This is a genomic window from Nocardia panacis (assembly GCF_003598715.1).
GTDB classification, from domain to species: Bacteria; Actinomycetota; Actinomycetes; order Mycobacteriales; family Mycobacteriaceae; genus Nocardia; species Nocardia panacis.
Genome location: NZ_QZFU01000012.1, coordinates 166,951 through 193,919, shown reverse-complemented (window position 1 = coordinate 193,919; position 26,969 = coordinate 166,951). Strand labels below are relative to the sequence as shown.

Here is a 26,969-nt window from a genome sequence, read left to right as displayed (position 1 = left end):
GCTTGCCCCCCTTGACCTGCCAGTTACAGGCAAAACCAAAGGTCGCGGCACCCACACGGGCGTCGCGTGAAGTCTGCCACAATCATGCTGATCTATCGAGGCGGGCATCGAGGCGAGGCTAGGAGTCACGGGTTTGGGCGCGAGGCACGAGTATCGGCCGGTCTATCAGACCAGTCTGGTCGATCCCGCTGAGTTCTGGTCCGGCGCGGCCGAGGCCATCGATTGGGATGTGCCACCGACTCAGATCGTCGACACCACTGCCCGACCCGCGGCCCGATGGTTTCCCGATGCTCGCCTCAACACCTCCTTCAATGCCCTCGATCGCCATGTACCCCCGGCGGGATCGCACGAAACGGGATCTCCGGAAAGCGGGGCGGATCCGGCGAATCGGCCCGCCCTAATATATGACTCCGCTATGACCGGCGCCAGAGGCGTTTACAGCTACGCCGAATTGCTCGCCGAGGTAGCCACATTCGCGGGCGCGATGGTCCGACTCGGCGTCGAGAAGGGCGACCGCGTCATCATCTACCTGCCGATGATTCCCGAGGCCGTCATCGCCATGCTGGCCTGTGCCCGCATCGGCGCGGTGCACTCGGTGGTGTTCGGCGGTTTCGCCGCGCCGGAGCTCGCGGCCCGCATCGATGACGCCGAACCTGTGCTCATCATCACCGCATCCGGCGGGCTCGAGCCGGGGCGAAAGGTGGAGTATCCGCCAATTGTGCTGCGGGCGTTGGATATCGCGGAATCCACCGCACCGCGCCACGTGATTGTCAAACAGCGGGAACGATTTCCGTCGATTCCCTTTCCCGCCGCGCAACCCGCGACCGAATCGCTGCCGAGTTCCGATGAGACGGTGGCCGCGCAGTGGTTGGACTGGGCCGACGCGGTGCGCGATGCCGAACCCGCGGCGCCCGTCTCGCTCGCCGCGACCGATCCCCTCTATATCCTCTATACCTCCGGCACCACGGGTAAGCCCAAGGGTGTGGTGCGCGACAACGGCGGACACGCGGTCGCCCTCGCCTGGTCCATGCGCAATATCTACGATGTCGGCCCCGGCCAGGTGATGTGGGCCGCCTCCGATGTCGGCTGGGTGGTCGGCCACTCCTATATCGTCTACGCGCCGCTGCTGGTCGGCGCGACCACACTGCTCTACGAGGGCAAGCCGGTCGGCACGCCCGACGCGAGCGCGTACTTCCGTGTCATCGCCGAACACAAGGTGCGCGTGCTGTTCACCGCGCCGACCGCGCTGCGCGCCATCCGACGCGAGGATCCGACTGCCGCGCTCGCGCACCACTACGACCTGTCCTCGCTGCGGGCGCTGTTCTGCGCGGGCGAGCGGCTGGACCCGGCCACCTATGAGTGGGCAGCCGAGGTGCTGCTGGCCGATCGCCCCGACTGCCCGGTGGTCGACCACTGGTGGCAGACCGAGACCGGTTGGCCGATCTGCGCGAATCTCCTCGGCCTGCAACAGCTTCCGATCAAGGCCGGATCGGCCTCGGTCCCGGTGCCCGGCTACCGACTCCGGGTGCTCGACGCGGAGGGCAATCCGGTCGCGGCGGGCACCGAAGGCAATATCGTCATCGGGCTGCCGCTGCCACCCGGCGCTTTGAGCGGTCTATGGCACGACGACGAGGGTTATATCCGCTCCTACCTATCGGCCTACCCCGGCCACTATCTGACCGGCGACTCCGGCTATTTCGACGAGGACGGCTACCTCTATGTCCTCGGACGCAGCGACGATGTCATCAATATGGCGGGCCACCGCCTTTCGGCGGGCAGTATCGAGGCCGCCATCGCGGGCCATCCCGCCGTCGCCGAATGCGCGGTCATCGGCATGCCCGACGAATTGAAAGGGCACCGGCCGCTGGCCTACGTGGTGCTCAAGGCAGGGGCGCAAGTCGATCCCGAGCAGTTGCGCGCCGAATTGATCCAACGGGTGCGCGATCAGATCGGGGCCATCGCCACACTGCACGACGCGGTGGTCGTCGCCGCGCTGCCCAAGACTCGCTCCGGCAAGATCCTGCGCAAGACGCTGCGCCAGATCACCGCGGGCGAGGAGTTCCAGACGCCGTCCACCATCGAGGATCCCGCCGTGCTGACGGCGCTGGTCGACCAAATCACTTTGGCCCGTGAGGATTCCGCATCGGAGAACCCGGCCTGAGTCGGGGCCACCCTACCCACTCCACAGAGAACCCTCAATAATCATTCACACCTGTGCCAGCACCCCGCAATAAGGTCGGGGCTGCTCTTGCGCATCCGCATCACCAAATGGAGGCAGTAACTCTATGAAGCGATTCACCCTCGCCGCCCTGGCCACCGGCGGCGCCGCCACCGTCGCCATGCTGCTCGGCCCCGGTATCGCGGCAGCCGACGCCACCTCGATCGTCGCGCCGCTGCTGGATTCCCCGTGCAGCTTCGCCCAGGTCGACAAGGCGCTGCACGCCAAGGCCCCGATCCTGGCGAATATGCTCGACAACAACCCGGCCCAGAAGGCCGAACTCCAGGCCAAGTTCGACCTGCCGCCGGATCAGCGCCGCGCCGCGCTGCAGCAGGCCATCAATGACAACCCCGATGCCGCCGCGCAGGCGCAGAACGATCCGCGCGCCGCGGCGATCGCCGATCAGTTGGCCCAGGTCGCGGCGGTTTGCCAGAGCTACTGAGCCGAACGACCGAGCGGCGCGGCGGTACCTGCACAATGAACGATGTGGCAGAGCGAACCGCGACACCGACCGTCCTCGTCGTCGACGATGACGAGGACGTGCTCGCCTCGGTCGAGCGCGGCCTGCGCCTTTCCGGCTTCCGGGTACTGGTGGCCAGGGACGGCGCGGCCGCGCTGCGCAGCGTCGCCGAACACGCGCCGGATGCGATCGTGCTCGATATGAATATGCCGGTGCTCGACGGCGCGGGCGTGGTGACCGCGCTGCGCGCCATGGGCAACGAGGTGCCGATCTGCGTGCTCAGCGCCCGCGCCTCGGTGGACGACCGGATCGCCGGATTGGAGTCCGGCGCCGACGACTACCTGGTCAAACCCTTCGTACTGGCCGAGTTGGCGGCGCGCATTCGCGCGCTGCTGCGCAGGCGATCCGATACCGCCGCCCCCGCCACACCCGGCGCGATCACCGTCGGCCCGCTCGAGGTGGATGTCGCGGGCTACCGCGCCCTGCTCGACGGCCGCGAAATCGAGCTCACCAAGCGGGAATTCGAGTTGCTGTCCACCCTGGCCCGCAATGTCGGGGTGGTGCTCAGCCGCGAGCGTCTGCTGGAACTGGTGTGGGGCTACGACTTCGCCGCCGACACCAATGTGGTGGATGTCTTCGTCGGCTATCTGCGCCGCAAACTGGAGGTGGGCGGCGCCCCGCGACTGCTGCACACCATTCGCGGGGTCGGCTTCGTGCTGCGTGCGCCGAGGTGAGCGCCGATCGCGTGAAATCCCGTCGGCGGCGCAGCTTTTCGCTGCGCACCAGGGTCGCGGGCGCGGCGGCGGCGGGCGCGGTCATCGTGGTGTCGCTGATCAGCCTGCTCAGCGTGCGCATCATCGAGCACCTGAATGTGGCGCAGTCCGATCAGCAGTTGCGGGTGGCCTCGCGCGTCGTGCTGATCCAACCGGTGATCGCGGTGAGCTTCGTCGGGCTGACCGGGCTCAACAACGATCTGGCGGTGACGGTCCGCAACAACGGCCGCGTCGCCGCGACGACCCCGACCCAACTGCCCGATCTGTCGCCGGGTTCGCGCACCGTCACGGTGAGCGGCACGCCCTACCGCATTCTCACGACCACCGAGAATCAGCCTGCGGGACAGGTGGTTTCGCTCGGGATTCCCGCCGCGGGCGCGGCGGAGGCGACCGCGCAGCAGCAGCGCTGGGTGCTCGCGGGCGCGCTGATATCCATTGCCGCCGCGGCCGGGCTCGGCTGGCTGCTCGCCGGGCGCGCCGTGCGCCCGATCGTCCGTCTGACCAAGCAGGTCGGCGCGCGCAGCGGCTACCCGGATCCGGAGAATCCGCAGCCGCCGCTGGACGGTTCGGGGGTGCGGGAGGCCGAGAAATTGGCCGACGCGGTGAACACCATGCTGGGCCGGGTCGATCAGGCCCAGACCGAGACCGCCGCCGCGCTGGATACCGCGCGCGATTTCGCGGCGGTGTCCGCGCACGAACTGCGCACCCCGCTCACCGCCATGCGCACCGATCTCGAGGTGCTGCGCACCCTCGATCTCGACGAGACCCAGCGCACGGAGATCCTGGCCGATCTGCAGCGCAGCCAGGGTCGGGTGGAGAGCACGCTGGCCGCGCTGGAGCGGCTGGCCAGCGGCGATCTCACCAATGAGCGCGATCACGTGGACACCGATGTCGGCGATCTGTGCGATCAGGCCGCCCACGATGCCATGCGCCACTATCCGGGGCTGACCGTGCACATCGACTGCGACGCCGAATTGGTTACCAGGGGTCTGCCCGCCGGATTGCGGTTGGCCGTGGACAATGCGCTGACCAACTCCTTCAAACACGGAAATGCCACGCGGGCACTGGTTTCCGCGCATCGCGCGGCCGACGGGCATATTGTCATCGCCATCGACGACAATGGTCGGGGTATTCCGGTCGAGGAGCGCGAGGCGGTGTTCGAGCGCTTCTTCCGCGGCAGCCAGGCCAGCAAGGGCGGGTCGGGACTCGGCTTGGCTCTGGTGGCACAACAGGCCCAATTGCACGGTGGCCGAGCTTATTTCGATGACGGAACACTGGGCGGTGCGCGGCTCGTGCTGCACCTGCCCGCACGGAGGACGCATTGGAATACCTAGGCCCATAGCGATCTCTTATGAAAAAGCCAAGGGGTGATTACCTGCCTCCCCTAGGGTCGGCTGGCGTGATCGGAAAACGCACCCGCTGGGGACTTCTGGCAATCCTCGTGACCACCGGCACGATCGCCGCGGGCGTCGCCGCCTGCGGGCGCGACACGGCGACACCGACGGGTATCGCGCTCGTCAATGCCGACACCGGCCCGACCGGCGCGAAAGTCGTACAGGCGCTCCAGGATTCAGGTGGCTACGAATGGACCGCCGCCAAGCCCGGTGAGGTCGATATCAAGGATTACGCCGCGATCATCACCCTGCCCGAGGATCTGACCACCGCCATCGGCACCCTGGCCGGACCCGATCCCAAGCGGGCCAGGGTCACCGTGGCCACCCACGGTGGCGCGGACCGGAACCTGGTGGATCACGCGGTGTCCGAGGTGGGTCACCGGATCGGCGCGGTCGGTGTCGATGCCGCGCTCAGCGCCGCGACGCAGGCGCGCGGTCAACTCTCCCAGGTGCAGTTCACTACCCAATTGCTCGGCGCGGGCGTGAAAGCCGCCGCGGCGGGCGCGGATCAGTTCAGCTCCGGAGCGGATCAACTGCGCGGCTTCCTCGATTCGGCGAAATCCGGTGCTGCCCAACTCACTTCGGCGGTCGAGTTGCTGAACAGCACGATTGGCGGCGCGGCGGCCCAAGCCGATCAACTGGCCGGGGCACTGGCTTCGACCGGTGTCACCGTCGCCCAGGTGTCGCAGACCGCGGATACCGTCACCACCGGACTGGACCAGGTCCTCCCCCTGCTGCGCGCACTGCCCTTCGCCACAGATCCGCAGGTCGTCGAGATCATCGCCAAACTCCAAGGGCTGCGGAATATTTCGAGCCAGGCGGGCGAACAGTTGACCGGTGTCGGCCGACTGACCGGCGCGGCCGTCGATCCGAATACCGACCTCGGCACGCTGCTGCGGACCGTCGTCGGCAAGTTGCAGAGCGCGAGCACCCAGTTGCAGCAGGGCGCCGAACTGGCCAAGAGCATTCCGCGACTCGCCGACCAGGGTGGAGCCCAATTGACCAGCGCCATCGAACAACTCACCGGCGGGGTGAGTCAGCTCCAGCGGATCGTCGGCATGCTCGGCGAGCAGACCGACAAGGCCATGGCCGCGCTGCCCCCGCGCAGCGGCACCCAGCAATCGGCCATCGCGCTCGCCCTCACCGATCCGGTCGATATCGTGCGCGACTGATCCGGAAACGACGGCGGCCCGGATTCCGAGACATCGGAATCCGGGCCGCGCGCGGTGTGCTCAGGCGTTGATCAGATCGATCACGAAGACCAGGGTCTTGCCCGCGAGCTGATGGCCCGCGCCCACCGGGCCGTAGGCCAGCTCCGGCGGAATGGTCAGTTGCCTGCGGCCGCCGACCTTCATACCGGGAATGCCGTCCTGCCAGCCCTGGATCAGGCCGCGCAGCGGGAAGACGATGGATTCGCCCCGGTCCCAGGAGGAGTCGAACTGCTCACCGGAATCGAATTCGACGCCCACGTAGTGCACCTCGACGGTGCCGCCGGGCACCGCCTCCTTCCCGGCACCGACGGTGAGATCCTTGATCACCAGTTCGGTGGGCGCGGGACCCTCCTGGAATTCGATCTCCGGCTTGGTCATTGGCTATCCCCTTCGGTAGGTGGATCGAGTCTGGCGCCACCGCCGGTCAGCGGTTGGCGATCTCACGGTAGTCGCGCGCACCGTAACCGGTGTAGATCTGGCGCGGGCGCCCGATCTTCAGCGGTTCGCTGTGCATCTCGCGCCAGTGCGCGATCCAGCCGGGCAGCCGACCCATCGCGAACAGCACGGTGAACATGCGGGTCGGGAAACCCATGGCGCGGTAGATGACACCGGTGTAGAAGTCGACATTCGGGTAGAGCCTGCGCTCGACGAAGTAGTCGTCGGTGAGCGCGGCCTCCTCGAGCGCCTGGGCGATCTCGAAGAGCTGGTCGTCACCGCCGAGCTTGCGCAGGATGGCGTCGGCGTGCTTCTTGGCGATCGCGGCGCGCGGATCGTAGTTGCGGTAGACGCGGTGTCCGAAGCCCATGAGCTTCACACCGTCTTCCTTGTTCTTGACCTTGCGGATGAACTCCTTGACATCGCCGCCCTGGGCCTTGATGTCGTCGAGCATCTCCAGGACGGCCTGGTTCGCGCCGCCGTGCAGCGGACCCCACAGCGCGTTGATACCGCCGGAGACCGAGGTGAACAGGTTCGCGTCGGAGGAGCCAACCAGGCGCACGGTGGAGGTGGAGCAGTTCTGCTCGTGGTCGGCGTGCAGGATGAGCAGCATATCCAGCGCGGCGGCGACCTCGGGATCGACCTCGTACGGTTCGGCCGGGAAGCCGAAGGTCATCCGGAGGAAGTTCTCCACCAGGCTCAGCGAGTTGTCCGGGTAGAGGAAGGGCTGACCGACCGACTTCTTGTAGGAGTAGGCCGCGATGGTGGGCAGCTTGGCCAGCAGGCGAATGGTGGACAGCTCCACCTGCTCGGGATCGCGCGGATCCAGCGAGTCCTGGTAGTAGGCCGAGAGCGCGTTCACCGCGGAGGACAGCACCGGCATCGGGTGCGCGTTGCGCGGGAACCCGTCGAAGAAGCGCTTGAGATCCTCGTGCAGCAGGGTGTGGCGGCGGATGCGATCGGTGAAATCCTCGAGCTGGGCCTTGCTGGGCAGTTCGCCGTAGATCAGCAGGTAGCTCACCTCGATGAAGGTCGAGGAGTCCGCGAGCTGCTCGATCGGGTAGCCGCGGTAGCGCAGGATGCCCGCCTCGCCATCGATATAGGTGATGGCCGACTTGGTGGGCGCGGTATTCATGAAGCCGGGGTCGTAGGTGACGTACCCGGTGCTGGCCAGCAGCTTTCCGAGCTCGATCCCATCGTTGCCCTCGGCGGCCCTGGCGACCGTCATGGGGAATTCCCCGCCGGGGTAGACAAATACCGGCTTGGCGTCGTCGTCGACGTTGATGATGTTCTCAGCGGGCACGGAAGGATCCCTCTCAGGTGTGAACCGTCGGCGTCGAGGGCGGTCGGCACCCGGCGCACTTACCCCAACGCTAGACGCACACCGAGCCTGGTTACTACCGAGGGTGGTTCTGGGCGGGCTCACAATCCCGGCCCGCCGCGACACCGCTCGTCCAGGGATTGCCCGGTGTTCGCCGGCCCGATCGAGCGCCTGTTCGGCCTGTGTACGGCCCGCGTGTCGGCCGCGATAGTGATGACGGCGCGCGCCGCTCGACCACCGCGCGCACAGCCGCAGCCCACCGCCACCACTGCGGTACCCGCGACACCCACCGCGAAACCGTGGGAAACATCACCGGCCGCGGCCGGGCCTGCTTTCGCCGCGAATCGACCTCAAGGCTGAAGCCGCTGCGCGGTCATCTCGCCGTCATCAATCCGGACGCGGATGCGATTGTGCAGGCGGCTGCGCCTGCCCTGCCAGAACTCCACCTCGTCCGGACGTAGTAGATAGCCGCCCCAGTGCGCGGGCACCGGGATCTCGTCCACGTCGGCGAAGCGCGCAGTTGTCTCGGCCAAGACGCGGTCGAGGTCGGCGCGCGAATCGATCGGACGGGACTGATGGGAGGCCCACGCGCCGAGCTGCGAATCACGCGGCCGCGAACGCCAGTACACGAGGGTGGTCTCGATCGGCACCTGTTCGACACCGCCGCGGACATGGACCTGGCGGCCCAGCGCGGGCCAGACGAAGGTGGCCGCGGCGAAGGGGATCCTCGTCAATTGAGTGCCCTTGGCCGAGTCGTAGTTGGTGTAAAAGGTCACACCCTCCGGGGAGAGACCCTTGCACAGCACCGTGCGGGCAACCGGTCGCGGCGTGCCGCCGACCAGCGAGACGGTGGCCACCACCATGGCATTGGGTTCGGCGATGCCGACCGCTGTCGCCTGCTCTATCCAGTGGCGCAGCAGCGGCTCCCAACCGCCCGCCAGCCAGCTCTCGTCCAGGTCGGCGTCCTCGCCCGAGCCGAACGGGTTGCCCCCGTATTCGGCCCGCATGGCGGCCAGATCCACATCCGATGGCAACTCTGCGGCTTCTCGACCGACAGATGAATTGTCCAGGTCACGCATGGGGCAGACGTTACTCCGGGGTAGCAAGAAGCTAAGGTTTTCAGAGAATCGGCATGTGCTCGGCGGAGCTACACCCCTCAGCGACGAGAACCCATGCGAACCGAAGTGCAAGGAGAGTCACACCATGACTACCAGCCCCGCGGTGCCAGGAGCATCGGTACCCAACGACTTCGTCGGCGGACTCGAGGGGGTGGTGGCGTTCACGACCGATATCGCCGAACCCGATAAAGACGGCGGCGCGCTGCGCTACCGAGGCGTCGACATCGAGGATCTGGTCGGCGACCGGGTGACCTTCGGCGATGTGTGGGCACTGCTGGTCGACGGCGCGTTCGGTCGCGGTCTGCCGCCCGCCGAACCCTTCCCGCTGCCCGTGCACACCGGTGATGTGCGCGTCGATGTGCAGGCGGGTCTGGCCATGCTCGCCCCGATCTGGGGCTACCAACCGCTGCTCGATATCGATGACGAGACCGCGCGCGAGAATCTGGCCCGCGCCTCGGTCATGGCGCTGTCGTATGTCGCCCAGTCCGCGCGCGGCATCTACCAGCCCGCGGTGCCGCAGAAGAAGATCGACGAATGCGCCACCGTGACCGAGCGGTTCATGACCCGGTGGAAGGGCGATCCAGATCCCCGGCACACCGAGGCCATCGACGCCTACTGGGTCTCGGCCGCCGAGCACGGGATGAACGCCTCCACCTTCACCGCCAGGGTCATCGCCTCCACCGGCGCGGATGTGGCCGCGGCGCTGTCGGGCGCGATCGGCGCGATGTCGGGTCCGCTGCACGGCGGCGCGCCCGCGCGCGTGCTGCCCATGCTCGAGCAGGTCGAGAAGTCCGGCGACGCGCGGGCACTGGTCAAGGGCATCCTGGACCGCAAGGAGAAGCTGATGGGCTTCGGGCACCGGGTCTACCGGGCCGAGGACCCGAGGGCGCGCGTATTGCGCAGCACCGCACAGCGTTTGAACGCCCCCCGCTACGAGGTGGCGGCCGCGCTGGAGCAGGCCGCGCTGGCCGAGCTGCGCGAGCGCCGCCCGGACCGGGCCATCGAGACCAATGTCGAGTTCTGGGCCGCGGTGATCCTGGACTTCGCCGAGGTGCCCGCGCACATGATGCCCGCCATGTTCACCTGCGGCCGCACCGCGGGGTGGTGCGCGCACATCCTGGAGCAGAAGCAGTTGGGCAAGCTGGTGCGCCCGGCCGCGATCTACACCGGCCCCGCCCCGCGGCGGCCCGAGGATGTCGATGGATGGGCGAGCGTCGCCCACGCATAGGTGCGGCTGCGGCGCAGCCGTCCATATAGCGCATGGCCGAAGCCAAGGCGGAGGCACGCGTAAATACTGGAATCCCTTCGCGCCCGCGCGGTTTCGCACCGCGCGGGCGCGTTCGTCCGCAGCGCGTGCACTGTGCCCCGAACCACATTCCCCGGTGCCGATCACGTAGCATCCCCCGCGACATCGCGAACAAAGGGCTGGGAATGCTGCAGAGAGAACTGTCGCGCCGCGGGTTGTTCGGCGCCGCCGCGCTGGCCGCGGGTGCCGTGCTGACCGGATGCTCGTCCGCCCGCGGCGAATCCGGATCCGCCCCGTCGACCACACCCAAGGCGGGTGTGGCGGGCGCACCGAAGGCCGCGCCGATCGATGAGCCGCGCCCGGCGGGCTCCGCCGCCATCGCGGCCAGGCACGCGGGTGAGCAGCCCGCCCAGTGGGGTATGGAAATGCCCGGCATCACAAGCAGTTTCGCGGCCAAGGGCAAGCAGATGGCGATCACCTTCGACGCCTGCGGCGGTCCCGACAATAACGACATGGACGATTCCCTGGTGAATTTCCTTGTCGCCCAGCAGATTCCCGCCACACTGTTCCTGAACAAGCGTTGGATCGATGCCAATCCGGCTCGGCTGGCCCAATTGGCGGGCAATCCGCTGTTCGAAATCGCCAATCACGGTGTGGCACATCGTCCGCTGTCGGTGACGGGTCGGGCCGCCTATGAGATCGCGGGCACCAAATCGGCGCAGGAGGCCGCCGACGAAGTGTGGGCCAATCACGAACGAATCACCCGGCTGCTCGGCAAGCCGCCGCGTTTCTTCCGGGCGGGCACCGCGCACTACGACGATGTCGCGGTGCGCATCTGCAATGAAATCGGGGAAACGCCAGTAGGTTTCAGCATCAATGCCGACTATGGCGCGACCGCGAGTTCCTCGGTGGTCCGGCAGAACATGAGCGCGGCCGAACCCGGCGCGATTTCGCTCGCGCATATGCATCGTCCGCAGTCCGGAACCGGTGCGGGCATGATCGCAGTGCTGCCCAAGCTGCGCGAGCAGGGTTTCACCTTCGTCCATCTGTGATCGCCATTCGCTTAAGCGCACGGGAATTTCTGTTCGGCGGTTATTCCTCGCCCAGCGAGGCGCACCAGTCGATGGCCACCGATTCGCCGCGATCGACGGTGAAGAAGGCCGCCTCCAGCCGCCCGCCGCGATCGATGAGGGTGATCGCGGCGAGCGGCACCTGCTGAACCACCCTGACCCGCCAGGGTTTCGGCTCGTCCCAGGCTCGCAGTTCCAGATCCAACCGCAGCAGCGGATCGTCGTGGCCGCCGAATTCGGCGGCCACCGGCGCGACCGCGAGTACGGTGGCCTCGGCCCGGCGGCCGTCGCTGAGGATCTTGCCCAGCCCGACCCGGCCCGCCTGCTCGAACTCCTCGAAGTCGGGCACGTACAGCATCAGCCGCTCCCAGTCGCCCGGATCCACCCGGCAGCCGACCACATCACCGGGCCGCATCCATTCCAGGTCTCGTTCGGCCACCCACTGGCGCACTCGAGCCTCATAAGGGGGCGTGCCCGCGACGCGCACCCGCACCCAGAACGCGTGCCCCGGTTCGCCGCGCCGGGGCCGCACCGCCAGAATCGTTGCCGAGCCGGGGGTTCCGCGCAGCAGCAGTTCCCGGCGGGCCGCCTCGGACAGGGCGGGCGCGCCGAGTCCGAGAGCGCTGCGCCCCCGCCAGACCCACCACCACAGCCCGAACCACCCCGGATCAGCCGCCGTTTTCACGACTGCACAGGTTAGCCGGACTGTGGTCGGGGACACAGCGACACCACCTATTACTCTGTGTGCCATGACCGCTGCCTTTCCGACCATTCCCGACGATCTCAAGCCCGCCGATGGTCGCTTCGGCTGCGGCCCGTCCAAAGTTCGCCCGGAGCAATTGCAGACCCTCGTCGAGGTCGGCGCCTCCGTCTTCGGCACCTCGCACCGCCAGAAGCCGGTGAAGGATGTCGTCGCGCGGGTGCGCGCCGGTTTGCGCGAACTGTTCGCCCTGCCCGAGGGTTACGAGGTGGTGCTCGGCAACGGTGGCACCACGGCCTTCTGGGATGCCGCCGCCTTCGGCCTGATTCGCGAGCGCTCCCTGCATCTGACCTACGGCGAGTTCAGCTCGAAATTCGCCTCGGTCGCCAAGAAGAACCCCTTCATCGGCGATCCGATCGTGGTGTCCACCGATCCCGGCACCGCGCCCGCACCGGTCTCGGATCCGTCCGCCGATGTCATCGCCTGGGCGCACAACGAGACCTCCACCGGTGTCTCGGTTCCCGTGCAGCGGCCCGCGGGTTCGGAGAACGCGCTCATCGCCATCGATGCGACCTCGGGCGCGGGCGGTCTCCCGGTGAATATCACCGATGCCGATGTCTACTACTTCGCTCCGCAGAAGTCTTTCGCCGCCGACGGCGGTCTGTGGATCGCGCTGATGAGCCCGAAGGCGCTGGCGCGGGTCCAGGAGATCTCGGATTCGGGTCGCTACACCCCCGAATTCCTGTCGCTGCCCATCGCGGTCGACAACAGCTCCAAGGATCAGACCTACAACACTCCGGCGCTGGGCACCCTGCTGCTGTTCGTCGATCAGATCGAATGGCTCAATGCCAACGGCGGTCTGGACTGGGCGGTCAAACGGACGCTGGATTCCTCCTCGCGGCTGTACTCCTGGGCCGAGTCGAGTGAATTCGCCACCCCGTTCGTGGCCGATCCCGCGCACCGCTCCCAGGTGGTCGGCACCATCGACTTCGCCGATTCGGTGGATGCCGCCGCGGTGGCGAAGGTGCTGCGCGCCAATGGAATCGTCGATACCGAGCCGTACCGCAAGCTGGGTCGCAACCAGTTGCGCATCGGTATGTTCCCCGCGATCGATCCCGAAGATGTCACCCAACTCACCCGCAGCATCGACTGGGTAGTCGAAAAGCTGGCGTAGGCACGGACAATCCGAGGAAATTCGAGCCCGATCGGCACCGCGCCGGTCGGGTTCGACTCGTATTGCACTGCGCGCGAACACTTCGCAATCTGTATTGTCAAATGTGAACAGAGCAGATTAGCGGTGCGGATGTGTCCGTTGATAGATTTCCGTACCGCGTGTCCTGCCCCATGGATCTCACCAGTGCACTACTGTTTCGGAAAGTGGGCGGTGTCGCAGCCGACGCGATAAGGAGGTAACGGTGCGTGAACTTCGAGTGATCGGGGTGACGCCCGATTCCACGCACATCGTGTGTGTCGACACCGAGTCCGGCCAGAAGTTCCGGTTGCCCGCGGATGACAAGCTGCGCGCCGCCGCGCGCGGTGACCTTGCCCGATTCGGCCAGATAGAGATCGAAATGGAAGCTTCTATGCGTCCCCGCGATATCCAGGCCCGTATCCGCGCTGGTGCGTCCGTGGAACAGGTCACCGAGGAGTCGGGCATGCCCGCGAGTCGGGTGGAGCGTTTCGCCTATCCGGTGCTGCTCGAGCGGGCGCGCGCGGCCGAATTGGCGCAGAAGGCGCATCCGGTGCGCGCCGACGGTCCGGCCGTCGAGACGCTCATCGAGATCGTCACCGCCGCGTTCAGCGCGCGCGGACACACCCTCGACAATGCCGAGTGGGATGCCTGGAAGGACGAGAAGGGCTACTGGGTGGCCCAATTGCAGTGGCAGAACGGCCGTTCGGAGATCGCGGCGCATTGGCGCTACCAGCCCGACGCGCACGGCGGTTCGGTCTCCCCGCTCGACGATCCGGCCACCGATCTGATCGATCCGGATTTCGGTCGGGCGCTGCGCGGTCTGGCCGCGGTCGTGCCCCCGGTGCCGGAGCCCGAGGCGCCGATCGTGGCACCGGAGCCGCCGGCGGTCGAGGCGCGCCCCGCGCGCGAGGTAGCGGGTCCGCGCATGGGTCAGCCCACCCTGGACGAATACTACGAGCAGCCCCGCGCCGTCGCGGGCGGTGCGGCGGCCCTGCCTCCCGCACCGAGCACACCTGCCGCGGAACCACCGGCGCCGACTCCCGCGCCTGCCGCTCCGACGGCGCCGGCTGCCAAGGTGGGTCCGCCCGCTCCCGAGGAGTCCGCGAAGCCCGCGGCCAAGGCCGCGCCCGCCAAGTCGGCCCGCCCCAAGCGCGGCAAGGCTCCGATGCCGTCCTGGGAGGATGTGCTGCTCGGGGTGCGCAGCTCGGGGCACTGATCGCGCTGTCGGTGCGGCGCTCAGAGGCGCCGCACCGATCGAGCTGAGCGTCGCGGTTGTCCGTCCGGGTTCGCGCAGCGAAAGAGCTTGTCGCGCCTACCCCTTCGCGGGTTCCGAATCATAGCCGTCGCGGATATCCGCAGGATTCGTCGCGTGTTCGCGGCCCGAAGCGGTCTCCGTGCCACCGTAAGCCGGGTAGATTTTTCTGTGGTCGACTCGCGGGTCGGTGGCGGGCAGTTCGCGGCGATACGAGAGGTGTGTGCGACCCACCGGGAGTTGCTCGAAGTTCGCGGAGCTATTTCGTGCAACCATCGGGAGGTGCCGGAAATGTTATCCAAAGCCTCGTCCCTCTGGTACGTCGATGCCTCCGATCCGCTCGCAGTCCTGCGCACGCACCGTGATCCCGACGCCGACGCCGCCCTCGCCCTGGCCCGCCAGCTCTATCCCGACCGCGATGTCGTCCCGATCATGATCGGCACGCTGGGAGGTTGCGCCGGACCCGATCTCGAGGAGGTCTATATCGGTTGCTTCCCCGGTGTCACCGTCCTGTGCGCCGCCGAGGCCGCACTGATCCGGCCCACCGCGCTGCCCGAACTGCTGATCCGTCCGCTCGCCTCGGAGCAGACCTACCTCATCTCCTTCGACGCCGCGCACGGTTGGGGCGCGTTCGCACACTGGGAGCGCGGCGAATTCCGCCGATCGTTCAGTTCGACGCGGGTCAACATTCTCGAGGACGAGGGCCTGCCCGATGTGTGGGAGCGGCCGTACTGGGCCGGGGAGCATCCGGTGCGCTGGCGTGCCGGACAACTACCCGATCCGCAGTCGCTGCCTTTCGATCCGCCCGATTTCGCCGACGCCGCCAATAACGAATGGCTCGGATTCCATTACCGGGCACCGGCTCCCGAGGGCGCGCTCGGTCCGGGCGATATCTCGGTCTGCGGGTTCACCCTCTATCCCAAGGGGCGCACGCCCGACCCGGCCGCACCCGAGCGCGAACCCGGTGTCGAACCGGAACCGCGCCGCGGCCTGTTCCGCTGGCTGCGCAAGCACGACCGGGTCTCCTAGTAGGCGCCGCCCTGCGTCAGGCGAGGGCAGAGGCTCTAGGACAGTCCGTAGCTCAGCACCGCCAACCAACCCAGTGCGACGCCCGCGACACCGCCGCCGAGCACCCAGCGGGTCACCGGTGTGTGCCGCCACCGCCAGATCGACGGGGCGGCACCGCCCGCCGCGATCAGGTTGACCGCTACGGACAGCAGCGGGTGCACCTCGGCCAGCGCCGCGCCGAAGGCGTAGACGGCCAGCGCGGTCAGCGCGGCGACCAGCACCGCCACGGTGATTCCGCTGGCCCACGGGGTGGGTTCCCGATCCGGTTGGCGCGGCGGATAGGACTCCTCGGTCATGAGATGCGCACCCGCTCGTAGAAGGCCATGGCCGCGGCGGTGGCGACATTGAGCGAATCGGTGCCGGGCGACATGGGGATGCGGGCACGAATATCGGTGGCGCGCATGGCCTCCTCGGTCAGGCCCGGCCCCTCGGCGCCGAGCAGCAGCGCGACCCGCTCCCCGGTCATGGCCGAGGCCAGCGTGGGCGCGGTGGGGTTCGGGGTCAGGGCGATGATCTGAAATCCCTTGCGGCGCAGCGTGTCCAGCCCGTTCGGCCAATCGGGCACCGAGGCGAACGGCACCCGCAGCGCATGTCCCATCGACACTCGCACGGAGCGCCGATACAGCGGGTCGGCGCATCGGTCGCCGAAGAGGACGGCCTGCGCGCCGAGTCCGGCGGCATTGCGGAACATCGAGCCCAGGTTCTCGTGATCGTTGACGCCCTCGAGCACCGCGACGGTGTGCGCGTGTTCGGTGACCTCGTCCATGGTCAGCGGCGCGGGTCGGCGCGCCACCGCCAGTACGCCCCGATTCAGGTGGAAGCCGACCACCTCGGCCATCACCTCGGCCGTGGTTCGGTAGTACGGGATATCGCGCGCGGTCAGATCCTCGGCCAGTTCCGTGTAGCGCCGGGCGACGCCGAGCAGTCCGCTCGGCGCGAAGCGCGAATCGAGCATCCGGCGCACCACCACCGCGCCCTCGGCGATCACCAACCCCTTGCGGCCCGGCAGATCCGGCCGCCGATCGGCATTCTTGAGGTCGCGGAAGTCGTCGACCCGAGGATCGGCGGGGTCGTCGATTTCGATCACTTCGGCCACCGCTACATCCTGCCGCGCGCGACCCAACCGCCCGACACCGGCAATACGATTGCGCCCACAGCGAACATCGGGGCGCGCGCTACGCCTCGAATCGGGGCTGGTCCGCCGGACATTCGGACATTTCCGGCAGGTCGCGCGCGGTGCGGGGCGGAATCGACCAGCAAATATTCACGGGAAAATCTGCGGAATACATGAAATCGTCCGAGGATGGCACCTTCACCCGATATCACGATCAGGAATGCGGAATCCTCGGACGCCGACCAGATGCGACTGCTGACCGAAACCAACTTCGCTTTCCGGACGGACCCGGAACTATTGAAAGCCGAGCAGCAGGATCCGGTCTTCCGGACCGAGGACGCGCTCATCGCGGTGGATCAGGGCCGGGTCGTCGGGCAGGTCAAGGTCGGCCGACAGCTGCTCACCGTCCCCGGCGCGCGCGCCGTCGAGGTCGCGGCGATCTCCGGCGTCGTTGTCGCGCCGACGCACCGGCGGCGGGGCATCCTGCGCGCCATGTACACCGAACAGCATCGGCGCACCGAGGAGGCGGGGCTGCCGCTGACGATCTTCACCGTCAGCGAGGGCACCATCTACGGCCGCTTCGGTTACGGTCCGGTCATTGTCGCCAATTCGGTCACCATAGACCGGACCGAGGCCGAATTCCGGTCCACCGCACCGGATCCCGGCGGCGTCTTCCTCGTGGACACCGCCGAGGCCAAGGACCGGATCATCGATATCTACGACCGTTGGCACCGACAGACCATCGGCACGCAGGCGAGTCCACCGTCGCAGTGGCGGCGGGTCTTCGCCGATCCGGAGAGCTATCGCGACGGCGGCACCTCGCTTTTCACGCTGCTGCATGCCGATGGCTACGCGCAGTACCGGTACATGGACAAAGACGACAAGAACCAGGTCTATGTCGAGGATCTGCGCGCGGTGACCCCGGATGCCCATGTGGCACTGTGGCGCGCGCTGATGGGCTTGGACCTGATCGACGAGATCGCCACCCTCCTCGCCGAGGACGATCCGCTGCCGTACCTGCTCAAGGATATCCGCTCGGTGCGCGTCAAGAATCGGCACGACCTGCTCTGGCTGCGCACCATGGACATCCCGGCCGCGCTGACCGCGCGCACCTACCTGGACGACCTGGATATCGTTGTGGCCGTGGATGATCCGTTCCGCAATGCGGGCGGCGCCTTCGCCCTGCGGGTGCGCGACGGAATCGCCGAATGCGAGCCGACCACCCGGTCCGCCGATATCGAACTCGGTATCGACGTGCTGGCGAGCATGTACCTGGGCACCTATTCCCCGAGACTGTTCGCGGCGGCGAATCGCTTGCAGGCCAAGGATTCCGGCACGGTGCGCGCACTGGAGGCGGCGTTCCGCACCGAGCATGCCGCCAAACTGGGCTGGCACTTCTGAGCCGACCGAACCGGTCGCGGGCAGGCCGAATTGTTCCGGGTTTTCCCCGATGCCCGCGACACCGGCCTGCCGGCATGCTTGGGCCATGAAGCCGATTCAGCTGGTCCTCAATGTGCTGTGGCTGGTGTTCTGCGGGTTCTGGATGGCGCTCGGCTACATGCTGGCCGGCGCCATCTGCTGCCTGCTCATCGTCACCTTCCCCTTCGGGGTGGCCTCGTTCCGGATCGCGGCCTACGTGCTGTGGCCCTTCGGCCGGACCACCGTGGAGAAGCCGAGCGCCGGACTGGGCTCGCTACTGCTCAATGTCATCTGGTTCCTCGTCGCGGGCTGGTGGCTGGCCCTCGGCCACATCCTCACCAGCATTCCGCTGTTCGTTTCGATCATTGGCATCCCGTTCGGCTGGGCCAACTTGAAGATGATCCCGCTGTCGCTGTTCCCGCTGGGCCGCGAGATCGTCGACAGCGACCGGCCGTTCGCGACGCGGTAATCGGGCGAATCGGCGGCCTGCCGGGCGCGGGCCGCCGATTCGGCGCGCTGTCAGTCCGATTCGCTGACGATCTGTTTGATGATGCCGACCGCGCGCGACAGCACCGCGACCTGCTCGGCGCTCAATCCGGACAGTTGCTCTGTCATCCAGGCTTCTCGGGCGCTGTTCTCGTCGTCGACCTGCGCCCGCCCGGCGGGCGAGAGCGACACGATGATCTGTCTGCCGTCGGTCGGATGCGGTTTGCGTTCCACCAATCCGAGATCGGTGAGCGAGGCGATGACTCTGGTCATCGATGGTGGTTGCACGCGCTCTTTGGCGGCCAGCGCGCCGGGCGTCATCGAGCCCTCGCTGGCCAGCATGGCCAGGGCGGAGAGCTGGGTCAGCGAGATCTGCGAGTCCACGCGGCGGCCCCGCAGATGGCGCGTCAGCCGGACGACGGCGAGCGAGAGCTCCCCTGCCAGTGCCCGGACGTCCGATGGCGATGTCACAAAGGTGAACGATACGTGACACGCCAGCCGCGGGGTGCGCATTCCCGCCGGTAGGCTGTTCCCGTGCCCGAGAACGTTCCCGAGATTCCAGCGCGGTTCACCGATCCCCGGCCGGTGCTGGCCCTCGGCAGCGCGCTGTGGCTGGTGGCCTGTGCCGTGGTGTGGATCGGCGGCGACAGGTGGGCCTCGGCGCGTCCGATCTGCCTGATGGGGCTGGTGGTCGGATTGATCGGACTCGGCATCTACCTGATCCAGCGCCGGGGCGCCCGACGCGGCGACAAGGGCGCGCAAACCGGTCTATAGGGGTTGTTTCTCGCTCAATATTTCGGTGGCACAAGCGTTTTCGCAACCGCGATACATTCGGCCCGCGAGCTCAGGTGATATCGAACTCCGCCGTGCCGTTGACGGGATGCGCCGCGCCATCGGCGAGCAGGGCTCGAGCCGTGTGCGCGAACCGGTACCGCCCCGGCCGCGCGTCGGCGGGCACCTCCCAGGTGAAGCGCGCGATGGACGCCTCGGCCGCGCCGCGCCGCCAGTGGTAGCGGACCGCCCATTCGCCCTCGTTGGCCACCCGTGTCCACTCCCCCGCCTCGGTTCGACGCTGGATCTCCAGGAAGGTGCCATTGCGGCGCGGATCGTGTTTCGGATGGGCGGAGACGAATTCGACTGCCACCTGTCCGCCGCGGGCACAGTCCACCGGCGCCACCAGGACATCGCCGAAGTCGCGGCGCGGCGGGACGGTGTCCGGTCCGGGCGCGGGCTGGAAGTTCGGTTGCCTCGCGGAGATATCGCGTGGGGCCGGTCCACGCGGCACGACCTGTCCCGCCGCGAAAGTCGTTGCCAGCCTTGTGAACTCCTGCTGGTAGGCACAGCAGGTGTAGCGGCCGAACAGCGTCGAGCCGCCCTCGTACTGCTGGGAGTCGTATTCCTCAGGCGTGGTGACGTATTCGTGGTAGGCGTTGGCATAGCCCTGCATGAGCACCCGCTCGAGTGGCACCCCGAGCGCCGCGGCCACCGCGCGGCGAATGCGCAGGCCCGCCACAATGGTGAACTCACCGCCCGCCGCCGCCAAATACAGCTCGCCTATGCGCACCAACTGGATCGGGACCACATTCGGCACCCAGGGCGCGGGCGGCAGCAGCCCGAACGGCAGTGCGATGGCCTTGGGGGCTTGCGCGTCGGCGAGCCAGGCCGGCACCGCCGCCTCGTGACCACCGAGCAGCGCGTCCAGGAAGGGATTGCGCACACCTTCCGGCACCGGCGCGCCGGGCAGTCCCGGCCCGTCCTCGGTGCTGCCCGCGATGAGCGGCACCCCGGCCGCGGCGGGCGCGGTGTGGCGCGGTTGGCCTTCCGGGGTGAAGCGGCCGTCCACCGCGATATCGGCCAGATCGATGTAGCACAGCAGCGATTCGATCGGGCCGGTCAGCGATCGCGCTTGGGCCAGCGCCGTTTTCGAGGCCAGATGCTGGCGCTCGCCGATGATCCGCGTGTTGTCGAACTCGTCCTCCGTCGGACCCGAGCCGGGCCGCAGATTCAGATTCGGGGACATGTCGCCCGCGTTGGTCTGTGGGAAGGCGGCCACGAAATCCGCCGCGCCGTCGAGATATCGGACGCCGTGCTCGTCGTGCTCGGCCCGGAATGCGGCATAGCCCTTGTTGTCACCGCTGATCAGCCGGTTCTGGTTGGTCATCGAGGTGGCGTGGGTAGCGAACCAGGTGATCGACCCGACCGGGCGACCGTCCTTGAGCAGCGACAGCGCCGTCACCGCCGGATCGATGGCATTCGGGAAGAATTCCCGATCGGCAATCGGATTGCGCTCGAAGGCGATACGCGATCTGTTGACGCTCGCGTCGGTCAGTTCGGCGCGGCCGAGCGCGAGCGAGCCGGGGCTCAGGTCGGCGTCGGCGGCGGCGATCGCCTCGACGATCCCGGCCACCTCGGCGTCGTAAACCTGTTGCTGGAAGCCGAGAATCGACACGTTGTAGGCGTAGTCGTTGCTGGAGCCACCGCAGGTCGCGTGCGAGTGGATCGAGGTGAGCAGCACATTCTGCTCGGTGTAGCGGTCACCGAAGCGGCGCGCGAGTTCCCCGAGCACACCGCGGTGCACGGATTGGAAGATCATGCCGTTGTCGGCCACCACGTAGGCCAGGCGATGGGCGCCGTCATCGATGACGAAGGCGCGGGCGCGCGGGCGCAGGTGAATGCCCGCGCTCTGCTGCTCCAACTGGGAGTAGCCCATCATGCCGCATTCGGCGGCGGGGCCGGTGATATCGGAAATGCCGGTGCCGATGCGGTATCCGCCGGGCGCGGCGTGCGCGGTGGGCGCGCCGAAAGACGCCGGGCCGCTCGGCGCGGCCGCGAGTGCGGCCCCTCCGACCGTCGCGCCCAGTATGGTTCTGCGTGAGACCGGCATGGCCTCTCCCTTCGATCAATGGCAGCGAACCACAGAACTGGTCAACCGTCCAGTGCGGATTCCAATGCACAGGCACGCATGTCGATCACGCCGCCAACAAATTTTTCCGCGCCGCGAATTGACTGCGCGCGAGATGGAGGCTTAACTCGCTGAGGTGTCCTCCCGATTGAGCGTCGAAGAACGCCGAGCCCACCTTATCGAGGCCGCCATCGGTCTGGCCGAGAAAAAAGGTGTCGCGGGCGTGACCACGCGCGATGTGGCTCAGGCAGCAGGGGTTTCGCTCGGAGTGGTGCATTACTGTTTCGAAAACAAGGACGCGCTGATGACCGAGCTGGTCAAGGCGCTGTCGATGGAATTGCGCGATTCCGTCGACGCCAATGAAACGGTATGGCAGGACGCCGGAACTGGAAAAGAAGCGCTTCAGAAATTGATCCGCGCGGGTCTGGAACTCATGTGGCTCAACATCGAGGCAACTCCGGAACGGCAACTGCTCACATATGAAACCACCACCTACGCATTGCGCGAGGGTGAACAAACACCGGCGAAACTCGCCATCGCCCGCGAACAGTACAACTTCAACGACACCACCGTCGCCGATATCCTCGACCACGCCCGCGACGCCACCGCGGGCCAGTGGTCGGTCCCACTGACCACCCTCAGCCGCTTCACCCTCAATGTGATCGACGGACTGGTCCTGCGCTGGCTGGTCGACAACGACAGCGAAAGCGTTCGGGCGCAACTGGATCTGCTGAGCCGAATGATCGCGGACAACGCGGTGTGATTCGCGCTGTCCCAGCATTGGGCACCCTCAGCGCGGTTGCGCCGGAGGACCCAGTCGAATGTGGGTCGCGGTCTCGGTGCGCCACCACGGCACCGAGACCGTCGCCTCGAGGGCACCGCCCAGCCGCACCCGCAGATCGTGGTGCAGCACCAATTCGCCCTGCTGCGGCGGCAACGCCCAAAGTTGGCGCAGCACAACGCCGAGCGGCTCGATCGACCAGTCGGTGCGCCGACCGGTGCTCACCACCTCGGCGGTGACGGCCTCCGAAACCAACGGCAGGTCCAGCAGCGTGGCCAGGGCCTGCGCCGTCGCGGGTTCGCCCACCACCAGGCGATCCTGCGGCAGTGCGAAGGCGAACCACGGTTGGTCCAGCACCAGGGCGTCGGCGGCCGCGATCACCGCGCCGGACAGTGCACGCACCTGATCCGGCAGGGTCAGCTCATTCAGGTCTAGGTGATCGACGGCCGCGGCCAAGCGGGCGTGCACACGGGAAACCGTCTCGGGAGCAGGGGTTTTCGCGGCATCGGCCAGCGCTTCCAGCAGCACGTCGGCCAACTCCGGGGTGATGGCGGCCGGATCGGCGAGACAAGCTCGCAGCGCGTCCAGATCCGCGCGCCCGAATCCGTCGACGGCGAAATCCGGGAGCAGACCGGCGAATTCCGGATCCTCCGGATGCCGGTACCGGCCCAGCGCGACCCCATCGATCCGGGCGTAATTACGCAGCCACCACGGGGTGTACCCCACCGGATCGGCAAGCAGACGGCGGGTGCGCGGTTCATCGAGCAAACGGCGCAGCGCCATCGGCCACGCGGCGTCATCGATCAGATCGAGATCCCGCACGGCGCTCAGGCGCGGCGGATCCTCCGACAGCGTGGACCACCAACGCCGCTCACCGTCCAGATCATGATCCGGGCCGGTCGGATCGTCCTCGATGAGGATGCCGAAATCCCAACCGACCCCGACCGCGCGCAACGCCCGCGCGCCGTACCCTGCCACCGCCGCGGTCGACACCGTCCCGAACGGAGCATCGGCCACCAGCAGCGCGGCCAACGGCGCGTCGGGCAGCAGCAATTCGTCGGCGGGTCGCGGATCCCCTGCGGTATCGGGTAATTCGACCAGGTGCAACCAGTCCGGCAGCGCGTCCGGATCGGCATACACCGCCAAACGCAGCACCGCGTCGACCAGATCGTCGTCGTCGGGCTGTTGTTCGAGTTCGGCGAGCAGGGCCGGATCACACAGCAGATCGGTGGCCGCGGCCGCGCGCGCACCCAACCTGGCCAGCAGCGGATGCGTCGCGTCCGGATGGACCAGGCGCGCCCAGTGCACCGGAATCGGTTCGGCCAGTTGGTCATCCAACACCACCGTGCGCGGCCCGGTCACCAATCGGCCATCCGCCAGCGGCACCGCCAGCGCACCGAGTTCCTCCGTCGACAGCGGATCCACCACATACGGCTCCAGTGCCGCGTAGAACTCGCGCCACCACTGCGGCGCACGCGTCAAGCCGCCCGAAACCTCCGCTATCCGGGCCAATCCGAGCCGATGCACATCCAGCACCGCCAGCGCCTGCACCTGCGCCTGCCCCGACAACTCCGGGATCACCAGCGGGCCGACCATATCGGCCAGCTTGATCGCCAAATCCTCGGTGAGATCGGCGAATACACTCACCCGCTGGGGAATGGTCACTGATTCGCGGGTGCGCCCGTCCGACTGCATGATCGGGACCGCGAAGAGTCCGTCGTCCAAAGGAACCGGCGAGTCACCGACAGCCGAATCCCAATCCGGCAGGAGGCCACTGTCCGGGTCCGGTAGCGCCGGGTCGCTGCGATCGGGCGCCGCCGAAACGCCATCCGGCGCACGCGGCGTGACAATCGGAAGCCACGGGTGGGTGCGTAGTTCGGTGATCAGTGCCTCGCGGAGCAGTCCGTCGACCTCGCTGCGGGCGAAACCGGGGGTCGGCACCAGCACGAGGCGGTCGCGGGCGGGCAGGGCGGCCGCGAAATCCGCGTATCCGTCCGCCAATTCGGCGAGCCGAGCGCCGGGGAGGACGCGGCGGCGATCCGGCTGCATGGGGATATCGGCGATGACCAGCGCCGGGAGGGAGAGCTCCTCATCGGATCGGGTCGGGGCGCGCAGCACATCCGGGGCGGCCTGGATCGGGCGGCCCGCGCGAATCGGCAGCAGCCAGCGGGCGCGCGGAGCGCGGTACTCCCACCAGGTGCGGCGGGTGTCGTCCGGGCCGGTGATCGTCGACTCGCGCAGCGCGGGGTGTGCCAGTTCGCGCTCGGTGCGGGTGAATTCGGCGTCGCCGATTCGGATGCCGCGCAGGGCGGGTAGTTCCAACAGCAGGTCGGCGGCCTCGGCCCGCATCGCGGCCAGCAGCGCCTCGGCGTCGATATCGGCGCGCAGGCGCAACACCACTTCGGTATCGGCGTCGGCATCGGGACCCGCGTCGATCGGCCAAGCCAATCGGAGGACCGGCGGATCGCCGTCGAAGGTTTCGATTCCGCACTCGCGCAGCGCGTCTCGCGTCTCGCTCCGGGAGAAGCGCAACCCGCCGGTGGTGGACCGGATCTCTACGTCATCACTGACCGTCAGCACCGCGGTGAAGCCGACGCCGAAGCGCCCCACCGCCGTCGGATCGGCCTTCCCGGAGGCCCGCAGCGCCGTCAGCGCGTGCACCCCGGAGATATCCAGTGGCGCACCGGTATTGGCGATACGCAGCTCTCGACCGTCGAGCCGTACTCGGACGCGGCCCTCGACTCCCGCCTTCGCGGCGGCGTCCGCCGCGTTCTGCGCCAGCTCGGTCAGCAGCCGATCCCGATATCCGGCCGCCACCAGATCCGCCTCGGTGGCGGCGTCCTCCCGCAGCCGGGTCGGCGAATCCCGCCATGCCGCCAGAACAGCCGCCCGCAGCGCGAACGTCCGGAAAGGATCGGTCAACGCGACGTAGCCGGACCGGCCTGCGCCCGCTCCCCCGATCGAGGCGGAATATCGACCGCGGCGGGCGACACCTTCGTGGACTCCCCACCCCGCTCATCCTTGTGCGCCGCTTCGGCGCGAACATCCGAATCCGCCGCAGTGGAGACGCTTTCGGCCGTCATCGCGGCGACGTCGAGGCCGTTCGCGGCTTCGGGAGCGGCCGTATCCATGGAAGTCGTCTCAGCGGCAGTGATTTCCGCTTCGGCAACCGCTCCGAGACCGGCGGCGGTATCCAGTTCCGCAGCGGGGATCAGATCGACGGCGGCATCGTCATAGGCCTCGTAGCGCGGGGAGCCCGCACCGGTCGGAATGACGACATCCGAATGCGCGCCGCACCCGTAACCGGCGTGCACAACGTGACCGTCCGCGCCCATGACATTGCCGCAGACGCCGAAGGCGGCGTGCAGCGAACCCGCCAGCGGCAGGAAGAACCCGCACAGCCCGCAGGTGGAGGGGGCGGCCTTGGCCATTTCCGCGTCCGGACCGAATTCGCCGTACCAGCGGGCGGCGGCCTCCTCGCGGCCCTCGCGGCTGAGCACCTGGCGGCGGCCCAGACCGATCTGGCACGCGAGTTCGTCGACCTCGGGATCGCCGGTGGCGACGTAGCCGGGCGCCAGACGCGGATCGTGCTCCGGCGGCGCCAGCAGATCACCGGGGGCCAGGTCGCCGGGGCGGACGCGCTGATCCCACGGTAGGAACTCGGGCGCGATCAACGCGTCCGGACCGGGTAGCAGCGCCGACTCGCTGACGGTCGCGTACTCGGCCTGTGGGGGTGCGGCCACCACGACGGCCCACTGCCAGCCGCGATAGCCGGGCATGGTGGCCTCGAAATGGTGCGTGGCCGCGCACTCGTCCTCGCCGGTGACGCCGAGATGCGCGCCCACGGCCTCGGGTTCCAACTCCTGGAGCGCTAGGCGGGCCAACTCGACGGCATCGGCCAGAATCGGCCGTACGCCGGACTCCGAAACAGAAACTGCGCTCACGGCCTACATTTTGCCGTATGGAGCGCATGCGGCGTTCGTTGGCCGTCTCAGTCTTGATCACCCTGCTCGCCACCGGCGCGTGCGGGGCCGACGTGGACGACACGCCGCGCCTGCGAGTCGAGGTCGTCGGCACCCGCCCGCACGATCCGAACGCCTTCACCGAGGGCCTGGAAATCGACGGGAACGTGCTCTACGAGAGCACCGGACTCGCGGGCGAATCCCGCGTGGTCGCGATGGATCTCGCCTCGGGCGCGCCACTGGCGCGGGCGGACCTGCCCGCCCCGCTGTTCGGCGAGGGCATCACCCGCGCGGGCGCGACACTGTGGCAACTGACCTGGAAGGACCGCGTGGCCATCGCACGCGACGCGGTGACGCTGGCCGAACGTGGTCGGGTCGGCTACGACGGCGAGGGCTGGGGTCTGTGCACCCGCGCCGAGCGGCTGGTAATGAGCGACGGCAGCCACACGCTGACCTTCCGCGATCCGGTCACCTTCGCCGTCACCGGATCGGTTCGACTCACCTCACATCGTGACGCGCGCCTCAATGAACTCGACTGCGCCGCCGACGGATCCGTCTACGCCAATGACTGGCCCTCGGACCGCATTCTGCGCATCGATCCGGAGACCGGGGCCGTCCTGGCCGTCATCGATGCCGGTGGCCTGCTGCCACCGACCGAACGCGCCGGGGTCGACGCGCTCAACGGGATCGCGCAGGTGCCCGGCACCGACCATTTCCTGCTGACCGGTAAACACTGGCCGACCACCTTCGAGGTCCGATTCGTGCCGAGCGCGTGACACCCGCCACTTCCCGAACGCGAGGTTTGTCACCCCCGGCTGCCCCACCAGGAGCGTCCACGAACGCCGCG

24 protein-coding genes and 1 pseudogene are annotated in these 26,969 nt (G+C 68.0%); 15 read left to right on the top strand and 10 right to left on the bottom strand.

All coding sequences use genetic code 11. The features are described from left to right. Window positions 1–133: 133 nt before the first annotated feature. From D5S18_RS04630 to D5S18_RS04610, 5 genes are all read left to right on the top strand, one after another. Window positions 134–2,161, top strand: a complete 2,028-nt coding sequence (locus tag D5S18_RS04630; protein WP_120038306.1) for an AMP-binding protein — start codon at window positions 134–136, stop codon at window positions 2,159–2,161. Between the two features lie 124 nt (window positions 2,162–2,285). Then, the gene (locus tag D5S18_RS04625; protein ID WP_120038304.1) at window positions 2,286–2,660 is read left to right on the top strand and encodes a hemophore-related protein; all 375 of its coding nucleotides are present in this window, start codon (window positions 2,286–2,288) and stop codon (window positions 2,658–2,660) included. Between the two features lie 35 nt (window positions 2,661–2,695). After that, entirely contained in the window at window positions 2,696–3,412 is a 717-nt protein-coding gene (locus D5S18_RS04620; protein WP_120038302.1) for a response regulator transcription factor, read from the top strand. 11 nt (window positions 3,413–3,423) lie between these two features. Then, window positions 3,424–4,785 (top strand): sensor histidine kinase, encoded by a 1,362-nt coding sequence (locus D5S18_RS04615; protein WP_239003533.1) that lies wholly within the window; start codon window positions 3,424–3,426, stop codon window positions 4,783–4,785. Window positions 4,786–4,850: 65 nt separating this feature from the next. Next, window positions 4,851–6,017 carry a YhgE/Pip domain-containing protein gene (locus D5S18_RS04610; protein WP_120038298.1) on the top strand — a complete coding sequence of 389 codons (1,167 nt, stop codon included), beginning with the start codon at window positions 4,851–4,853 and terminating at the stop codon, window positions 6,015–6,017. Between the two features lie 60 nt (window positions 6,018–6,077). On the opposite strand, the gene D5S18_RS04605 is transcribed toward D5S18_RS04610, so the two are convergent. The 3 genes from D5S18_RS04605 to pdxH form a co-directional block, all read right to left on the bottom strand. After that, window positions 6,078–6,434: an FKBP-type peptidyl-prolyl cis-trans isomerase gene (locus D5S18_RS04605; RefSeq protein ID WP_120038296.1), complete on the bottom strand. Its 357-nt coding sequence runs from the start codon at window positions 6,432–6,434 to the stop codon at window positions 6,078–6,080. Window positions 6,435–6,480: 46 nt separating this feature from the next. Continuing rightward, complete coding sequence (locus tag D5S18_RS04600) at window positions 6,481–7,794, bottom strand: citrate synthase (RefSeq protein WP_120038294.1); 1,314 nt, start codon at window positions 7,792–7,794, stop codon at window positions 6,481–6,483. Window positions 7,795–8,162: 368 nt separating this feature from the next. Beyond that, on the bottom strand, window positions 8,163–8,891 hold the full coding sequence (gene pdxH, locus D5S18_RS04595) for a pyridoxamine 5'-phosphate oxidase (RefSeq protein ID WP_120038292.1): 729 nt from the start codon (window positions 8,889–8,891) through the stop codon (window positions 8,163–8,165). Between the two features lie 124 nt (window positions 8,892–9,015). Between pdxH and D5S18_RS04590 the strand changes: the two genes are divergently transcribed. Beyond that, window positions 9,016–10,158: a citrate synthase 2 gene (locus tag D5S18_RS04590; protein ID WP_120038290.1), complete on the top strand. Its 1,143-nt coding sequence runs from the start codon at window positions 9,016–9,018 to the stop codon at window positions 10,156–10,158. A 203-nt stretch (window positions 10,159–10,361) separates the two neighbouring features. After that, entirely contained in the window at window positions 10,362–11,228 is an 867-nt protein-coding gene (locus tag D5S18_RS04585; RefSeq protein WP_239003532.1) for a polysaccharide deacetylase family protein, read from the top strand. A gap of 40 nt (window positions 11,229–11,268) precedes the next feature. Here D5S18_RS04585 and D5S18_RS04580 read toward each other — a convergent pair whose 3' ends face one another. After that, the gene (locus D5S18_RS04580; protein WP_239003531.1) at window positions 11,269–11,931 is read right to left on the bottom strand and encodes a hypothetical protein; all 663 of its coding nucleotides are present in this window, start codon (window positions 11,929–11,931) and stop codon (window positions 11,269–11,271) included. Between the two features lie 64 nt (window positions 11,932–11,995). Here D5S18_RS04580 and serC point away from each other — a divergent pair, with 64 nt between their 5' ends. The 3 genes from serC (at window position 11,996) to D5S18_RS04565 (ending at window position 15,419) form a co-directional block, all read left to right on the top strand. Continuing rightward, entirely contained in the window at window positions 11,996–13,120 is a 1,125-nt protein-coding gene (serC, locus tag D5S18_RS04575; protein ID WP_120038288.1) for a phosphoserine transaminase, read from the top strand. Window positions 13,121–13,361: 241 nt separating this feature from the next. Beyond that, window positions 13,362–14,354 carry a septation protein SepH gene (sepH, locus tag D5S18_RS04570; protein ID WP_120038286.1) on the top strand — a complete coding sequence of 331 codons (993 nt, stop codon included), beginning with the start codon at window positions 13,362–13,364 and terminating at the stop codon, window positions 14,352–14,354. Window positions 14,355–14,681: 327 nt separating this feature from the next. After that, window positions 14,682–15,419, top strand: a complete 738-nt coding sequence (locus D5S18_RS04565; RefSeq protein WP_120038455.1) for a DUF6928 family protein — start codon at window positions 14,682–14,684, stop codon at window positions 15,417–15,419. Between the two features lie 35 nt (window positions 15,420–15,454). On the opposite strand, the gene D5S18_RS04560 is transcribed toward D5S18_RS04565, so the two are convergent. Next, window positions 15,455–15,754 (bottom strand): DUF2537 domain-containing protein, encoded by a 300-nt coding sequence (locus D5S18_RS04560; protein WP_120038284.1) that lies wholly within the window; start codon window positions 15,752–15,754, stop codon window positions 15,455–15,457. Next, a complete protein-coding gene (locus tag D5S18_RS04555; protein ID WP_120038453.1) occupies window positions 15,751–16,554 on the bottom strand; it encodes a TrmH family RNA methyltransferase in 804 nt (267 codons plus the stop codon). Before D5S18_RS04555 ends, D5S18_RS04560 begins: the two co-directional genes overlap by 4 nt. Before the next feature lie 207 nt (window positions 16,555–16,761). Between D5S18_RS04555 and D5S18_RS04550 the strand changes: the two genes are divergently transcribed. Then, window positions 16,762–17,973 carry a GNAT family N-acetyltransferase gene (locus D5S18_RS04550; protein WP_120038282.1) on the top strand — a complete coding sequence of 404 codons (1,212 nt, stop codon included), beginning with the start codon at window positions 16,762–16,764 and terminating at the stop codon, window positions 17,971–17,973. Window positions 17,974–18,058: 85 nt separating this feature from the next. After that, window positions 18,059–18,460: a YccF domain-containing protein gene (locus D5S18_RS04545; protein ID WP_120038280.1), complete on the top strand. Its 402-nt coding sequence runs from the start codon at window positions 18,059–18,061 to the stop codon at window positions 18,458–18,460. 50 nt (window positions 18,461–18,510) lie between these two features. Here D5S18_RS04545 and D5S18_RS04540 read toward each other — a convergent pair whose 3' ends face one another. Continuing rightward, window positions 18,511–18,990, bottom strand: coding sequence for a MarR family winged helix-turn-helix transcriptional regulator (locus D5S18_RS04540; RefSeq protein ID WP_120038278.1), 480 nt, complete (start codon window positions 18,988–18,990; stop codon window positions 18,511–18,513). Window positions 18,991–19,011: 21 nt separating this feature from the next. On the opposite strand from D5S18_RS04540, the gene D5S18_RS04535 reads away from it, so the two are divergent. Beyond that, window positions 19,012–19,251 (top strand): DUF2530 domain-containing protein, encoded by a 240-nt coding sequence (locus tag D5S18_RS04535; RefSeq protein WP_120038276.1) that lies wholly within the window; start codon window positions 19,012–19,014, stop codon window positions 19,249–19,251. Window positions 19,252–19,321: 70 nt separating this feature from the next. Here D5S18_RS04535 and D5S18_RS04530 read toward each other — a convergent pair whose 3' ends face one another. Continuing rightward, complete coding sequence (locus tag D5S18_RS04530; protein ID WP_120038274.1) at window positions 19,322–21,361, bottom strand: neutral/alkaline non-lysosomal ceramidase N-terminal domain-containing protein; 2,040 nt, start codon at window positions 21,359–21,361, stop codon at window positions 19,322–19,324. A gap of 166 nt (window positions 21,362–21,527) precedes the next feature. Between D5S18_RS04530 and D5S18_RS04525 the strand changes: the two genes are divergently transcribed. Further along, a complete protein-coding gene (locus D5S18_RS04525; RefSeq protein WP_239003530.1) occupies window positions 21,528–22,142 on the top strand; it encodes a TetR/AcrR family transcriptional regulator in 615 nt (204 codons plus the stop codon). A gap of 27 nt (window positions 22,143–22,169) precedes the next feature. Here D5S18_RS04525 and D5S18_RS04520 read toward each other — a convergent pair whose 3' ends face one another. Then, window positions 22,170–25,082, bottom strand: coding sequence for a sacsin N-terminal ATP-binding-like domain-containing protein (locus tag D5S18_RS04520; protein WP_120038272.1), 2,913 nt, complete (start codon window positions 25,080–25,082; stop codon window positions 22,170–22,172). Between the two features lie 209 nt (window positions 25,083–25,291). Then, window positions 25,292–26,104 (bottom strand): annotated as a pseudogene (locus D5S18_RS04515) (DUF3027 domain-containing protein); the annotation flags it as partial. A gap of 17 nt (window positions 26,105–26,121) precedes the next feature. Between D5S18_RS04515 and D5S18_RS04510 the strand changes: the two are divergent. Beyond that, complete coding sequence (locus D5S18_RS04510) at window positions 26,122–26,898, top strand: glutaminyl-peptide cyclotransferase (RefSeq protein ID WP_120038268.1); 777 nt, start codon at window positions 26,122–26,124, stop codon at window positions 26,896–26,898. The last annotated feature ends 71 nt before the right edge of the window (window positions 26,899–26,969 follow it).